Annotated in this window: 1 protein-coding gene; it reads left to right on the top strand. The window is 68.0% G+C overall.

The features are described from left to right. Positions 1 to 150: 150 nt before the first annotated feature. Positions 151 to 1770 carry a chaperonin GroEL gene (gene groL / locus ACFV9G_RS29785; RefSeq protein ID WP_091051800.1) on the top strand — a complete coding sequence of 540 codons (1620 nt, stop codon included), beginning with the start codon at positions 151 to 153 and terminating at the stop codon, positions 1768 to 1770. The last annotated feature ends 92 nt before the right edge of the window (positions 1771 to 1862 follow it).

Raw genomic sequence — 1862 nt, 5'->3', positions numbered from 1 at the left:
CGGGGTGTTGATTTACGCCGGCGTGGATCACATCATCCTCCCCGCCCGCCACATCCACGCTGACTTCCCCTGCCGAAATCGGTCTCCCAAATCTGCCGCGGCGGGGCCCGCCGGCCGGGCCGCGTCCGTGCGTACAAGGGAGTATGTGAAATGCCGAAGATCCTGGAGTTCGACGAGAACGCCCGCCGCGCCCTCGAGCGTGGCGTCGACGCCCTCGCCAACGCCGTCAAGGTGACGCTGGGCCCCAAGGGCCGCTACGTCGTCCTCGACAAGAAGTGGGGCGCCCCGACCATCACCAACGACGGTGTCACCGTCGCGCGTGAGATCGAGCTGGACGACCCGTTCGAGAACCTTGGTGCTCAGCTCACCAAGGAGGTTGCGACCAAGACCAACGACATCGCTGGTGACGGTACGACCACCGCGACCGTCCTCGCCCAGGCGATGGTCCACGAGGGTCTGCGCGCGGTTGCCGCCGGCGCGAACCCGATGAGCCTCAAGCGCGGTATGGACGCCGCCGCGGCCGCCGTCGGCGACGCCCTGCGTGCCGCCGCCCGTGAGGTCGTCGACGAGTCCGACATGGCCTCGGTCGCCACCATCTCCTCCCGCGACGCGAAGATCGGCGAGATCCTCGCCGAGGCCTTCGCCAAGGTGGGCAAGGACGGTGTGATCACCGTCGAGGAGTCCAACACCACCGGCACCGAGCTCGAGTTCACCGAGGGTATGCAGTTCGACAAGGGCTACATCTCTCAGTACTTCGTGACTGACCAGGAGCGGATGGAGGCCGTCATCGACGACCCGCTGATCCTGCTCGTCCAGGGCAAGATCAGCTCCATCCAGGAGCTCCTGCCGCTGCTGGAGAAGGTCATCGCCGCCGGCAAGCCGCTGTTCATCATCGCCGAGGACGTCGAGGGCGAAGCCCTCTCGACCCTGGTCGTGAACAAGATCAAGGGCACCTTCAACGCGACCGCCGTCAAGGCGCCCGCGTTCGGTGACCGCCGCAAGGCCATGCTGCAGGACATCGCGATCCTCACCGGCGCGCAGGTCGTCGCCGAGGAGGTCGGCCTCAAGCTCGACCAGGTCGGCCTCGAGGTGCTCGGCACCGCTCGCCGGATCACGGTCACGAAGGACAACACCACGATCGTCGAAGGCGGCGGCGACGCTGCTGCGGTCGAGGGTCGCGTCAACGAGATCAAGTCCGAGATCGAGCGCACCGACTCCGACTGGGACCGCGAGAAGCTCCAGGAGCGCCTCGCCAAGCTCGCCGGTGGCGTCTGCGTGATCAAGGTCGGCGCTCACACCGAGGTGGAGCTCAAGGAGAAGAAGCACCGCATCGAGGACGCTGTCTCCGCGACCCGCGCCGCCATCGAAGAGGGCATCGTCGCCGGCGGTGGCTCCGCGCTGATCCACGCCGTCTCCGTTCTGGAGAAGGACCTCGGCCTCGAGGGCGACGAGGCGGTCGGCGTACGCGTCGTCCGCAAGGCTGCCGACGAGCCGCTGCGCTGGATCGCCGAGAACGGTGGCGACAACGGCTACGTCATCACCACCAAGGTCCGCGACCTCGGTGTGGGGCAGGGCTTCAACGCCGCCACGGGTGAGTACGGCGACCTGGTCGCCCAGGGCGTCATCGACCCCGTCAAGGTCACCCGCTCCGCGCTCATCAACGCCACCTCGATCGCGGGCATGCTGCTCACGACCGAGACCCTGGTCGTCGACAAGCCGGAAGAGGAAGAGGCGCCCGCGGCCGGTCACGGCCACGGTCACGGCCACTGACACATAGCCGAGTCGGGGCCAATTGACCCGTGGGAAGGGTACCGTAGCGGGCGGGAGGGGTGGGCTGCGGCGGCGGGGCGGGTTGAGCGGAC

Origin of the sequence: Nocardioides sp. NPDC059952 (assembly GCF_042730435.1) — a bacterium.
Taxonomy (GTDB): Bacteria; Actinomycetota; Actinomycetes; order Propionibacteriales; family Nocardioidaceae; genus Nocardioides.
The sequence above is the reverse complement of the archived record's forward strand: the minus strand, read 5'-3'. Positions and strand labels throughout refer to the sequence as shown.